This is a genomic window from Paenibacillus sp. LjRoot56 (genome assembly GCF_964253335.1).
In the GTDB taxonomy this organism is placed as follows: Bacteria; Bacillota; Bacilli; order Paenibacillales; family NBRC-103111; genus Paenibacillus_E; species Paenibacillus_E allorhizoplanae.
Window position 1 is genome coordinate 295,247 of the sequence record NZ_CAXURV020000002.1, and the last position, 11,733, is coordinate 306,979.

10 protein-coding genes are annotated in these 11,733 nt (G+C 45.5%); 7 read left to right on the plus strand and 3 right to left on the minus strand.

All coding sequences use genetic code 11. The features are described 5' to 3' along the window. Positions 1-4: 4 nt before the first annotated feature. Entirely contained in the window at positions 5-829 is an 825-nt protein-coding gene (locus ACSQ8O_RS14120) for an AraC family transcriptional regulator (RefSeq protein WP_436242188.1), read from the minus strand. Positions 830-967: 138 nt separating this feature from the next. Here ACSQ8O_RS14120 and ACSQ8O_RS14125 point away from each other — a divergent pair, with 138 nt between their 5' ends. Then, a complete protein-coding gene (locus ACSQ8O_RS14125; RefSeq protein ID WP_436242189.1) occupies positions 968-1,792 on the plus strand; it encodes a phytanoyl-CoA dioxygenase family protein in 825 nt (274 codons plus the stop codon). A 158-nt stretch (positions 1,793-1,950) separates the two neighbouring features. Beyond that, positions 1,951-3,114: a serine hydrolase domain-containing protein gene (locus ACSQ8O_RS14130; RefSeq protein ID WP_436242190.1), complete on the plus strand. Its 1,164-nt coding sequence runs from the start codon at positions 1,951-1,953 to the stop codon at positions 3,112-3,114. Between the two features lie 413 nt (positions 3,115-3,527). On the opposite strand, the gene ACSQ8O_RS14135 is transcribed toward ACSQ8O_RS14130, so the two are convergent. Together ACSQ8O_RS14135 and ACSQ8O_RS14140 are read right to left on the minus strand one after the other, a co-directional pair. Then, positions 3,528-4,214: a response regulator transcription factor gene (locus ACSQ8O_RS14135; RefSeq protein ID WP_436242191.1), complete on the minus strand. Its 687-nt coding sequence runs from the start codon at positions 4,212-4,214 to the stop codon at positions 3,528-3,530. 36 nt (positions 4,215-4,250) lie between these two features. Beyond that, entirely contained in the window at positions 4,251-5,723 is a 1,473-nt protein-coding gene (locus ACSQ8O_RS14140) for a sensor histidine kinase (RefSeq protein ID WP_436242192.1), read from the minus strand. Positions 5,724-5,851: 128 nt separating this feature from the next. Between ACSQ8O_RS14140 and ACSQ8O_RS14145 the strand changes: the two genes are divergently transcribed. The 5 genes from ACSQ8O_RS14145 to ACSQ8O_RS14165 all read left to right on the plus strand — a co-directional run bounded on the left by ACSQ8O_RS14145 (position 5,852) and on the right by ACSQ8O_RS14165 (position 11,641). After that, positions 5,852-7,171, plus strand: coding sequence for an ABC transporter substrate-binding protein (locus ACSQ8O_RS14145; RefSeq protein WP_436242193.1), 1,320 nt, complete (start codon positions 5,852-5,854; stop codon positions 7,169-7,171). A gap of 72 nt (positions 7,172-7,243) precedes the next feature. Further along, the gene (locus ACSQ8O_RS14150) at positions 7,244-8,134 is read left to right on the plus strand and encodes a carbohydrate ABC transporter permease (protein WP_056619655.1); all 891 of its coding nucleotides are present in this window, start codon (positions 7,244-7,246) and stop codon (positions 8,132-8,134) included. 34 nt (positions 8,135-8,168) lie between these two features. Next, positions 8,169-9,047: a carbohydrate ABC transporter permease gene (locus tag ACSQ8O_RS14155; protein WP_436242194.1), complete on the plus strand. Its 879-nt coding sequence runs from the start codon at positions 8,169-8,171 to the stop codon at positions 9,045-9,047. A 7-nt stretch (positions 9,048-9,054) separates the two neighbouring features. Beyond that, complete coding sequence (locus tag ACSQ8O_RS14160) at positions 9,055-10,464, plus strand: sulfatase family protein (protein WP_436242195.1); 1,410 nt, start codon at positions 9,055-9,057, stop codon at positions 10,462-10,464. A gap of 46 nt (positions 10,465-10,510) precedes the next feature. After that, positions 10,511-11,641: a glycoside hydrolase family 88 protein gene (locus ACSQ8O_RS14165; RefSeq protein WP_436242935.1), complete on the plus strand. Its 1,131-nt coding sequence runs from the start codon at positions 10,511-10,513 to the stop codon at positions 11,639-11,641. The last annotated feature ends 92 nt before the right edge of the window (positions 11,642-11,733 follow it).

The window sequence follows — 11,733 nt, forward strand, 5'->3', positions numbered from 1 at the left end:
CTTACTAGGACTTCTCAGTACCCATTAATTTCAGTTTGCGGTACGTGCTAGGGGATTGGTCGAATGCCTTCTTAAATAGCTTGGAAAAATGAAATTCGTCATAAAAATGCAGCTTAGCTGCAATTTCTTTCAACGATAAGCTAGTGGTTTCGAGAGCAACTCTCGCAGCCGCTAGCTTTAGTTTTAGGAGATAATCGGTTGGAGACAAGCCTGTCAGTGCACGGAACCGGGTGAAAAAGGTCGTACGCGACCAGCCGCTTAGCTGGAGCAGGTCTTCAATGCGAATTTGCTTGTCTAAATTTCGATGGATATAGATGAGGATTTGGTTGAGCTCAGTGTGATGAGAGAGGGCAACCAAGGAATGTTCTCTTGTAAAGAGGAGTAACATGTCTTGCAGCAAGATATTTGACGCATATTCGTAGCCAAGGGGCTGAGCGATTAAGCCGTCAATCATTCGTTCGCACAATTGCGTGGCTTCTGCCATTTTGCCGGTAGAGATAACTTCCCCTACTGGAAGCTGCAGATAGCGAGCCATGCTCAGTTGGTTGAAATCTAAAAAATAAAACTTCCAATCATTATTCAGACATTTGTACATGGTGGGAATGCCTTCTTCCACTAAGAAAAAGGTGTTCTTCTCCAGTTCGTACGTATGATTTGCCAGTGTAATGATGCCTTTCCCATCGAATGTAAGGAATAGTCCTGGCATATCGAAGCCTTCCCGTTTCGATACTTCATACCTGTTATCGGCATGAACTTTCCAGATCGAGTGAAAGACGGGGAAAGGAATGTCTCTCTTTTCTAACTCATAAGGAATGTTGATAAAGGTCATTGTGTGCTCCTTCGTTTAGCGCTCCGTTATTGTACGATTATACATGAAATGATAACGCTTATCCATGGTTGATATGAGCTGTTCATCCTATACTTAGACTATAAGCAAGCAAGAAAACGCTGAGGAGTGTGGATGAAGATGATGGTAAAAGTCGGCAACCGCGAATTAGAGATGCATGGGCAGCATTTAGAGGAACTTAGAAGCTCTAATGATATTTTTCATGATATCGGAGCATTGCGTGAACGTATGGAAGAGGATGGATACTTACTCATTCGCGGATTTCATAATCGGGACAAGGTGTTGGAAGCTCGTACAAGCATTTTGGAAAAAATGGCCCAGATGGGGAAGCTAGATCGTGACACTCAGCTTGAAGATGGCGTGATGGCCGATGGCAGCAAAACCATTTTCATGGGCGGGACGAATGAAGATTTGCCAGCACTCTTAAATGTCTTGAATGGCGATCATATTATGCGCTTCTTTGATGAATTTCTTGGTGACAAATCGTTAACCTACCACTACAAATGGCTGAGAGCCGTTGGGAAAGGTGATTTCACAGGGGCGCATTATGATATCGTTTACATGGGGAGAGGAACGCATAATGTGTATACGGTATGGTCCCCGCTGGGTGATATCTCCTATGAGATGGGAGGTCTAGCTATCTGTCTTGGCTCACACCGTTTCGAAAAATTGAAAGCGTCCTACGGTTCTAAGGATGCTGATCGTGATGGCGTGAATCATTATACAGATGATCCGCTGTTCATTACGGAGAAATTTGGCGGTAAGTGGGCAACAACCGAATTCCAGGCAGGGGATGTGCTTATCTTCGGCATGTTCTTGATGCACTGTTCCCTTGAAAATACGACGAACCAGTACCGGATTAGTGTAGATGCAAGGTATCAGTCGATGAACGAGAAAGTAGATGAAAGATGGAGCGGTAAGAAACCGAAGGGCCATGTTAAATAAGTCGACTGCCAGTTAACCTCCGTAAAATCGGATGTTAGCTGGTTTTTTTATTGTAGCAAGTACCAATAAAAGTTAGAATATAAATATGTTAATTATCGAATGTCTAATAAAGCTGAGCAGATTTAGGTGAAAAATCGTTCCTAGGAGGGAATAGCAAAATGAACACAAGTAAACGACTTGAAGAACGATTGACGCCACTTCTTAAAAGTATCACGGAAAAAGGACCAGCGGGCTGCGCCTGTACCGTTGTGCAACGAGGAGAAGTACTCTATAAGGAAACCCTAGGATATGCGGATTTGGAGAAGAAGCAGGAGATAACGCCAGATACGATCTACCGGATCTATTCAATGACGAAAGTAATTACATGCGTTGCGGCACTGATGCTGTATGAGAAAGGGCTCTATTTGCTTAACGATCCATTGGAGGAATACTTACCCGCCTTCAAAAATCAACAGACATTTCGAGATAACAATGGTACGAAATCTTTGTCTCCTGTGACCAATCCAATCCTGATCAAGGACCTGTTCACGATGACTTCTGGGCTTACCTATCCTGGAGAAGACACGGAAACCGAAAGACAAACTCGTACTATGCTGGAGAACGTTAAAAGAGAGACGATGGACATGCAGGCGTTATCCAAAGGATTGGCAACCATTCCGCTGGAATTCGATCCCGGCACGCGCTGGAAGTATGGTTTCAGTCACGATGTTCTGACCGCATTGATTGAAGTGCTTACGGGGCAAACGGTTGGCGAGTTTCTCAAGAAGGAAATTTTCGATCCGTTAGGGATGATCGACACCTCATTCCGGATAACGGAAGATAAGCGAAATCGTCTATGCACCATCTACGATCGTCCAGAAGGCGGCGCGCTTACACCTAATACAAAGACAGATGCCAGCTATCAACCTGGAAGCCGCTATGAAAGCGGAGGAGGTGGCCTGCTTTCGACGATTGGGGATTACAGCCAGTTTGCACAGCTGCTTGCCAAAGGCGGGGAGCATGAAGGGGTGCGTCTTCTTAGTTCGAAAACAATTCAATTGATGGCGACTAATCACTTAAATCCGCAACAGCTCAAGGATTTCAATTGGCAGCAATTGCGTGGTTATGGCTATGGTTTAGGTGTTCGCGTCATGATGGATCCAGCTGCTGGTGGCAGTAACAGCTCCATTGGTGAATTCGGTTGGGCTGGTCTAGCCGGGTCGTACATGTTAATTGATCCGAAAGAAGAGCTTTCCGTTGTGTACATGCAGCAGATGCTGCCGAGCCAGGAGCCCTTCATACATCCGCGACTGCGTGCTGCGATTTACGGGGCATTGGACTAAGAGGGAGATTCTTATATTCGTTTAAACAGAGGACCCAGCCTCGTTGGTTGGGTTCTTTTTAGATTAGACGTAATAACGGGAGAACATACAGTTAATATTGTGAGAATTCTTGATTTTTATGTAATAAATGGAAAATTTACATCTAATTTTAAGTAATCACCCCGAAAACAGCAGAAATTTATAAATTACCTACCTATTTTCCAGTTAATCAACAAATTCCAAATTAAATCAGGAATCTAACTGGAGGTTTTCCAGTTAACGAAAAAGAGGATGTCTCAAGGTCTAAATCGACCTTTCGAGACATCCTCTTTTTTTTGCTCCAGCGAGGACTATGGTACTGTGAAAGGGAACCACGTTCCGTATCTTTCGGCGAGATGCGGAGATATCGCGATCCAGAAGTGCGCGCGGTATCCCTATAGCTTCTTCATGACCTCGAAAATACGCAAATCATTAATCGTTTGGATAACCATCGTTGAATCTGGCATTTGAAATTTCTTCAGAATAGAATTGATCTGCTTCTTGATCGTTTCATACTCAACGCACCGTTCTTCGGCGATTTGCTTTCGCTTCTTGCCTTCACATAACAGTCTTAGTACCTGTAATTCGCTGGGGGTAAGCTCCGAAATAATCTGAATAATATTCAGCAGGGAGCTCTCAGCTCGCTTCACGCGTACAAATTCTTCGCGTATCTTCTCGGCGATCATCGGGCGGATAGGCGAAGCATTCATGAAGGCGGAGCGCACAGCTTCCATGATCTCGCCGTCAGCAGCATTTTTAAGCAAATAGTCCGTGATGCCCGTCTGGAAGGCTGCGAAAATGAAGTTCTCATCCTTGTGAACGGTGAGAACGATGATTTTCATCCGAGGATATTTCTCATGAATTAATTTCGCCGCTTGTATACCTGCAAACTGGGATTCCATCTCGATATCCATGAGAATGACATCCGGTTGATGCAGGGCTGCTTGAATAACGGCATCATGTCCAGATGAAGCACGCGCCACACAGGCAAAATCATCGTGTTTGGCGAATGTCCTTTCCAGCCTTCTGAGGTGGGCTTCCATGTCATCTGCGATGAGAATACGGATAGGTTGTTGTGTCATTGTGCAGTCCTCCCCTTTCGTCAGCTGTCCCATTCTTTAGATAATCGGCAGGAACACCGTAAAGGTCGTTCCAACGTCTTTCTTGCTTTCTACGACAATCTTGCCATCGTGGCCTAAGATGATTTTATGACAGTAGGACAAGCCGATCCCCCAGTTATTTACCGATGCTTTCGTGGTGAAAAAAGGATCGAAAATCGCATCCAAATGCTCCTCGGCAACGCCAGGGCCATTATCGGAAATCCGGATAAGCGCCCAGCCGTTCTGCTGGCTGCGTTCAACCATAATGCGGCCATCCTCGCGGAACTGCAGGGATTCGCTGGCATTAAGAAGTAGATTATAAATGGCTTCGGTCAAATGACCGGGATCAATATAGCTAGTAGCAGGTGTACCGGGCGAATAGTCGACTTGGCAGCCAATAGCTTGTTCACTTAACCGAGCAATAGCCTGCACAACCGGAATATCAATAGACATCGGCTGGAGATTCAAGTTCATATTTTTCAACTTATCTGCGGCTTCGTTAATGCTGGTGAGTGCCGACTGCGACGATTGTAAGATGAGGTCAAGACTGTATAAGGATTCGCTGTCCGCCTGATGGCGCTCTTTCAGATAGCTTGCTTCGGACTGTATGCCGATCAAATGATTTTTGAGGGCATGTGTAAAAGCGCGCGTTCCGAGCGTCGCCGTGTCGATGCTTTTATTGATTTGTATATCGCGGTTTTTGCGGTAATTCTCTATCGAGTTAAATTTGTAAACCAGGTAAATCATCAAGATTAGTGTTAAATAAATGGCAAAAGGAAATACAGGTAGTAAGATCGACTGATAGCCAAGGGGTGGCTGCAGATAGTTGAAATATCCTTTCAAATACGTTTCCTTAACCAATACTTTCGGGGCCCATGAGAAAATAAATAGATGGATGACGACGAGTGGAATAAAGAGCAAAACATGATACAGTGTTAAATTTTTGATAAACCTAATTTTCGGATAATTCAAATAATAGTTGATGAGCACACCAAAAGCAACTATAAGTATGAGGTAGCGAAGGCTCATTAAGGTAATTTCGATCGTGTTCAAGAATAGCAGGCTGTCGATCCAATGGCTTAGTGCAATATGAAAAGCGGGATCATAGTAAGCCGTCTCGATAATAAAAAAGAGCGAGATGCCGCCATAAACGAACCGCTGCTTGGATAGGCTAAGACTGCGGGTGAAGGCGATGGCAAAGCCAAGCAGCGAGCAGTAGAACAGTCCTACGCCGACGTTCAGCATACGAATGAGCCAATTGGGGTTAAACTTGGTCAAAACCAAGTAATTCCATGTGCCAGGGCTGAAATCAAAGAAGCTGTGAATGACATTGAAGTAGTAATTGAATTTACTCAGGTATAACGTAAAGGATACGAAAGAAAGCACCCAACCGATAATAATGCCGTACATGAAGCGGGTTGACGCATGATTTAGCTTTTTGTATGTGAATAAAATGGTGAAAATTAGCAGGACTAACGTAACGAACAGCATCGGATCACTTCCTTCTCAGCAGCCAAATGGGGGAATAAAACATTCATCTGTCAGACTCTTTGGCATCTACGTATAATTCAAATTAAGAAAACGCAAACAAATCATATCAAAAAAAGGGTGAGTGTCCAATGAAAAAAAGTTTGAAGCTTGGTGTGACTGGCACATTGCTGATGGGATTGCTGGCAGGATGCGGCTCCGCTGGGACAACGGCGGGAGATAAAAATACAACTTCTCCGGATGCCAAAGCGGCACAAGTTAATTTGAAAGCTACTGTACTTCCGGATGATTTGGAAACGTTTAAAACGGCTTATGCCGAATTTAACAAAGAGAACCCGAATATTCAAGTGCAATTCGAAACGATTCCACAAGCGCAGTATTATGAGAAGCTTCGCATGCAGCTGTCCTCGGGTGAGGATATGGATTTATTCGGCGGGACGATGGACGTGTTCTTGGATACTGGCATTCTAGAGCCTCTAGATGATTATGTCAAAAAAGCGAATGTAGATGTATCCGGATTTGGCCCGTTGTACGATGCGTTAAAAGTAAATGATAAAGTGTTCGGACTTCCGTATCGGAAATCCAACTGGATGCTGTTCTACAACAAAACGTTGTTCGACCAAGCCGGCGTTGCTTATCCGAAAGCGGATATGACATGGAACGATTTCCGTGAACTAGCGAAGAAGATGACGAAAGGCGAGGGCTCCAACAAAGTGTATGGAGCATTCGTACATCCATGGGCACAAACATGGTATATGCAAGGCGTCCAAACTGGCGCTTCGATCATCGATAAAGACTTATCCGCGTTCAAGAAGGGACTTCAATTCCGAATGGACATGGAGAAAGACGGCTCCATCATGGGCTGGGCCGAACAAATTACAACATCCGCGCATTACAACGCTGCTTTCCAAAAAGGAAATATCGCGATGAACCTAATCGGGGATTGGCATGTGGCACAGCTTAGACAAGCAGAAACAGAGAAGAAAATTAGCTTTGATTGGGACGTTGTGCCAGTTCCGCATCCAGAAGGCGTAGCTGCTAATACAAGCTTGGCGACTCCGGTATCTTTGATGGTCAGTAAAAACTCCAAGCACAAAGAAGAAGCGTTCAAAGTGGTTCAATTCATGACTGGTGTGAAAGGCGCGAAGCAATTCGCAGCCAAAGGCTTCCTCACAGGCTATATCAATGATGATATTCGCAAGACGTATATTGGCGACGGTAGCTTGAAGCCTAAGAACATTCACTATTTCGTGGAACAAAAGGAATATCCAGAATATCCTTTGCTACCTGGTGTGAAAAACATTCTGGTGAACAGCGTCTACAAGCAAGAAGGCGAAATGGCATTAACAGGCGCTCAAACCGTCGATCAAGCGATTCAAAAGATCGGTCAGCGTGTTGCTTCTGAATGGGCAGATAAATATGCCAAGGATTATAAAGCAGGCAAGAAATAAGTCATAGAACAGAAACAGTCGGGCTTCACCGAATGAAGGTGGGGCTCGATTGCTTCAATAGGGGTGAAGTATATGAAGGTAACAAGCAAAGCATTACGACGTAATCGGTTGACAGGGTATACATTTTTGCTTCCCAATATACTTGGATTTTTAATTTTTATTTGCTTGCCAGTGTGTGCTTCCTTCCTTATGAGCTTTACAGAATGGAACGGGTTTGGCGAAATTAAATGGGCTGGAATTTCGAATTATACGCACTTATGGCAGGATGAAACGTTTCGTATCTCACTGTTCAACAGTTTAATTATGACAGCTGTGTCTGTACCGGTGACATTGTTCCTTGCAATTTTGGCAGCAGTCGCCCTCAATAAAGGCTTGAGAGGCGTTAAAATATTCCGAACGGCGATTTTCCTGCCGCACATTACAGCAACGATTGCCGTAGCTGTCGTGTGGCAGCTGCTCTATAACCCGACCATGGGTCCCATTAACGGGATACTCAGAAGCATCGGAATCGATAATCCGCCTATGTGGCTTGCTTCGACACAATGGGCACTGGCCTCGGTGATTATCGTCAGTATCTGGCATTCCATCGGTTACTACATGGTACTTTACTTAGCAGGCTTGCAGGGGATTCCTAAGGATCTGTATGAAGCAGCTGAAATCGATGGTGCAGGTAAAGTCGCACAATTCCGCAAAATTACGGTGCCCATGCTGTCGCCTGTTATTTTCTTCACGGTGATTATGGGCATCATCAATTCATTTAAAGTGTTCGATCTTGTGTTCGTCTTGACCAAAGGAGGACCAGGTCGTTCAACGCACATGTTGGTTTACGACATTTATTACACGGCTTTCCAACGTTTTGAATACGGCTATGCTTCTGCAATGGCATACGTGCTATTCACGATTATTCTCATTATTACATTGATTCAATTTAGAGGGCAAAAACGTTGGGTGAACTATTCCTAACGAGCGGATTGCTTTAAAGAAAGGAGAAGCCATCATGAGTATGCAATTAGAATCAAGCCAGATCAGCATGAGGCTGTCGAGGCGTCCACAGCTTGGCGCAGTAGTTAGAAAAGCAGTATTATATGTAGTCGTTACCGCTGTTGCCTTGTCCATGGTTGTTCCTTTTCTTTGGATGCTCTCGGCATCCGTGAAATCTGAGGCAGAAATATTCAGCTTCCCGATTCAGTGGATACCGAGCCACTTTTACTGGTCGAATTATAGCAAGGTATGGACGGAGCTTCCTTTTTTCACCTACTACTTGAATACAATCAAAATTGCCGTGCTTACCACGCTGCTGCAAATTGTTACATGTTCCACGGCTGCGTATGCGTTTGCCAAAGTGAAATTTCCTGAACGGGATAAATTGTTCTTCCTATATGTGGCGACGATGATGGTACCTTACCAAGTCATGATGATTCCTCAGTTCATGTTAATGAAGAAAATCGGACTCATTGATTCGCACTGGGCGTTGATTCTCTTAGGAGCATTTAGTCCATTCGGTGTGTTCTTGTTCAGACAGTTCTTTATGGCTATTCCGGAGGAACTCTCCGAAGCGGCCAGAATTGACGGACTAAGCGAGTTCGGCATTTATTCTCGGGTCATTCTACCCTTAATTCGGCCGGCGATTGCCAGCTTAACGATTTTCACCTTCATGCATGCGTGGAACGATTTCCTCGGTCCTTTAATCTACTTGAATTCGGATAGCTTGTTTACACTCCAGCTCGGTATGCAGCATTTCCAATCCGAGCATGCGACGGAGTATGGGCCGTTGATGGCAGCTGCGGTATGCGCCATTATTCCAACCATTCTGATTTACTTTATGGCCCAAGACCATTTTGTTGAAGGGATTTCCGCAGGCGCGGTTAAAGGGTGAGCCCGAAATGAAGCCCAATATCATTTATATTTTTGCAGATCAATGGCGAAAGCAAGCTGTTGGTTTTACTGGTGAAGATCCGGTAATCACACCGAATATCGACAAGTTCGCACAGGAGAGTTTGGTATTTAACCATGCGCTCTCTTGTACGCCGCTATGCTCGCCGCACCGGGCAGCGCTCATGACGGGCAAATATCCGCAATCGACGGGGGTCTATACGAACTGTAAAATCGGCGCGGACGTTATGCTGAGTCCCGACGAGGTAGGTATCGGAGATGCGCTGAAGGCTGCGGGGTATCAAACGGGTTATATCGGTAAATGGCATCTCGATTTACCTGAGCAAAATGTGTGTCCAGAGCCTGAATCTGGCGCGCGCGAGTGGGATGCGTTTACACCGCCAGGGCCGAAACGGCACGGCTTTGATTTCTGGTATTCCTACGGTGCGTATGATCATCATCTGAAGCCGCATTATTGGAAAGATACGCCGGAGATGATTCAAGTCGACCAATGGTCCTTGGAGCATGAGACCGATGTGGCGTTAGACTTTATTCGGGCTCGAGGAAAAGAACAAACGGATCCGTTTGCTTTATTTGTCTCTTGGAATCCGCCGCATAGTCCCTTCGAACTTGTACCTGAACGCTACAAGGAGCTATACAATGGTCGAGAGCTGAACCTACGTCCGAATGTGAGCTCGGTGCATCTAGCAGCGCATACAGGTGAGCCTTTTCATAGTGGGGATGAGGCCTTGCACAGGTACACCCGTGATTATTTCGCTGCTGTGTCTGGGATGGATGAGCAGTTCGGCCGAATTTACCGGGAAATTCAAGATCTTGGACTTGCGGAGAACACGCTGATCGTTCTCACATCCGATCACGGTGAGCTAATGGGCTCTCACGGACTCATGGCAAAGCATTCCTGGCATGAGGAATCCATTGCGATCCCTTGTTTGATGAGCTGGAAAGGCACGATTGGGCAGGGCAGCACGGATATGCTTTTTAATAGTGTGGATATTATGCCTACGTTACTCGGTCTTGCTGGGGTCACCGTTCCTACGACAGTTGAAGGAGTTGATCTGTCCGGTGATCTTCTTGGAACGAGCCATACTGACGTTTCTTCTGCTTTTATCTGTGCATTCCCCGGAAGGAAGGATGCAATTGATCTCTTCGCTTCCGCTGGCTTAGACAATCGGAGATTTGGCTGGCGGGGAATCCGCACAAGCCAGTACACCTATGTCGTGCATAAAGGGTATGCGCCTGGCGCAGAAGTGCAGCGTTTATTTTATGAACATGAAAAGGACCCGTATCAGCTCAATCCTATTGTGTTAAAAGAACGGCCACAGACGGAGCTACTGTTGTCATTAGAGGAAGAACTGCAAAGCTGGTTAGATCGTACTCATGATAAGTTTGAATTGGCATGAGAGTTGAAATAACGAATAGGAAACGGGCAAAGAGAGGATGACAGCGATGTGGCGTGAAGCAATTGAAGATGCAATCGGCAAAATTCGCCGGAACTTGGAGCAGCATCCAGGCACTTTTCCGCATATCACCAATGAAAAGCGGTATGCATGGTCTGCGAATGAAGATTGGATTGAAGGGTTTCATACTGGGCTTACTTGGCTGAGCTATGAGTACAGTCAAGATACATTCTTCCTAGATCAAGCGAAGCAGCAAATTGCAGATTTTAAACAGCGGCTGGGAGCGAAAGTATGTTTAGAGCATCACGATATCGGTTTCCTGTACGGACTATCGGCGTTAGCCGGATGGATCGTAGAGAAGGACGAGCGTGCTCGTGATCTTGCTCTGCAAGCGGCGGATCATTTGTTAGGAAGATGGCGTGAGCAAGGCGGATTTTTGCAAGCATGGGGTCCAGAAAACGATGAGAAAAATGGCGGACGAATCATTATTGATTGCTTACTGAATTTGCCTTTGTTATATTGGGCTTCCGAAGTGACGGGTCTACCGAAATATGCAGAAGTTGCCTACAAGCAGGCCGAGCTTTCTAGACGGTATCTGGTACGGGGCGATGATTCTTCGTATCATACATTTTATTTTAATAAGGAGACAGGAGATCCGCTTGGCGGAGGCACCCATCAAGGCTATACGGATGGCTCGACTTGGACGCGAGGTCAGGCGTGGGGTATCTACGGCTTCGCACTTTCTTACCGTTACACCAAAGATCCTGCCTTCCTGCAAACAGCTAAACGGTTGTTAAGCTATTTCCTTGATCATTTACCAGAAGATTATGTTGCTTATTGGGATTTCAACGTGCCGATTGAAGCGAATACGAGTCGCGACAGCTCGGCATCGGCCATCACGGCCTGCGGAATGCTGGAGCTGCTAGACCTCATTCCGGAAGAAGATGCAGATCGCAGCTGGATCCAGCAGGGACTGAATCAAACCATGAATTCCCTTGTGAACCAGTATGCAACCATTGGCGAAGAAGCGGAAGGCTTGCTGAAGCACGGTTCCTACCATGTAAGAGGCAATAGCGGCTTGGATGACTATATGATTTGGGGCGATTATTACTATTTGGAAGCGTTAATGCGTTTGGAACGCGGAATTCCAGGTTATTGGTATGAACGGAAGACCAAGTAATTTTACGAAGGTAACTAGGCAGAAGAAGGGCGCACATTTTATACAATGTACGTTCTTCTTTTTGATCAAGGAGGTTGTGTAGAGCGTTCCAA

What these genes read in the sequence shown, in the direction of transcription:
- ACSQ8O_RS14145 (WP_436242193.1), top strand. Translation starts at nt 5,852, where the DNA reads ATGAAAAAAAGTTTGAAGCTTGGTGTGACTGGCACATTGCTGATGGGA.
- ACSQ8O_RS14130 (WP_436242190.1), top strand. Translation starts at nt 1,951, where the DNA reads ATGAACACAAGTAAACGACTTGAAGAACGATTGACGCCACTTCTTAAA.
- ACSQ8O_RS14160 (WP_436242195.1), top strand. Translation starts at nt 9,055, where the DNA reads ATGAAGCCCAATATCATTTATATTTTTGCAGATCAATGGCGAAAGCAA.
- ACSQ8O_RS14165 (WP_436242935.1), top strand. Translation starts at nt 10,511, where the DNA reads ATGTGGCGTGAAGCAATTGAAGATGCAATCGGCAAAATTCGCCGGAAC.
- ACSQ8O_RS14125 (WP_436242189.1), top strand. Translation starts at nt 968, where the DNA reads ATGATGGTAAAAGTCGGCAACCGCGAATTAGAGATGCATGGGCAGCAT.
- ACSQ8O_RS14150 (WP_056619655.1), top strand. Translation starts at nt 7,244, where the DNA reads ATGAAGGTAACAAGCAAAGCATTACGACGTAATCGGTTGACAGGGTAT.
- ACSQ8O_RS14135 (WP_436242191.1), bottom strand. Translation starts at nt 4,214, where the DNA reads ATGACACAACAACCTATCCGTATTCTCATCGCAGATGACATGGAAGCC.
- ACSQ8O_RS14140 (WP_436242192.1), bottom strand. Translation starts at nt 5,723, where the DNA reads ATGCTGTTCGTTACGTTAGTCCTGCTAATTTTCACCATTTTATTCACA.
- ACSQ8O_RS14155 (WP_436242194.1), top strand. Translation starts at nt 8,169, where the DNA reads ATGAGTATGCAATTAGAATCAAGCCAGATCAGCATGAGGCTGTCGAGG.
- ACSQ8O_RS14120 (WP_436242188.1), bottom strand. Translation starts at nt 829, where the DNA reads ATGACCTTTATCAACATTCCTTATGAGTTAGAAAAGAGAGACATTCCT.